Raw genomic sequence first — 595 nt, 5'->3', positions numbered from 1 at the left:
CGAAAGAGTTCACCACTGCAGTCATTTTTATGGCTGTAGCGCTGTATTTTTACTCTCAAATCAATAGCATCTGGGAAAGCATGTTCGGCATTTTTCGCTATAACATGTCGTTGACGAAAGCCGACCTAGAAAACCCACAGCAAATGGTAGAACAAGTGGGTCAGAGCCTTGGCATGATCATCGAAATGCTGTTGCCACTTTTCACGGTTATCATCATCGTGACGTTCGGTAGCAGTATGGTCTTGGGCGGCTGGATGTTTCGTCCCGCAAACATGTTGCCAAAACTGAGTAAACTCAACCCGCTCAGCGGCATTAAGCGTATTTTCTCAACGCGTTCGTTGGTGGAACTGGTTAAGTCGACAATCAAAGTAACGGTGATTTTCGGCATCCTTTACGGCTACTTGGACAATCACCTTCAGCCATTGTTAGGCATTCAAAACCTACCGCTTAACCAAGGTTTTTCAATGGTGATGTCTATCTTGTTTGAAGGGCTGCTCTTGATGGGATTTGCTTTGCTGTTGTTTGGTGTGATTGATATTCCTTACCAACGCTGGGAACACCTCAAAGAACTTCGCATGACGAAGCAAGAATTAAA

1 protein-coding gene is annotated in these 595 nt (G+C 44.7%); it reads left to right on the top strand.

Going from position 1 to position 595, the window contains the following annotated elements:
• Positions 1-595 (top strand): EscU/YscU/HrcU family type III secretion system export apparatus switch protein (locus R7040_RS28145; protein WP_318097842.1); only part of this gene is annotated, 595 nt, incomplete at both ends.

The organism is Vibrio sp. 1069, assembly GCF_033340555.1.
This window is presented reverse-complemented; position numbering and strand designations above follow the sequence as displayed.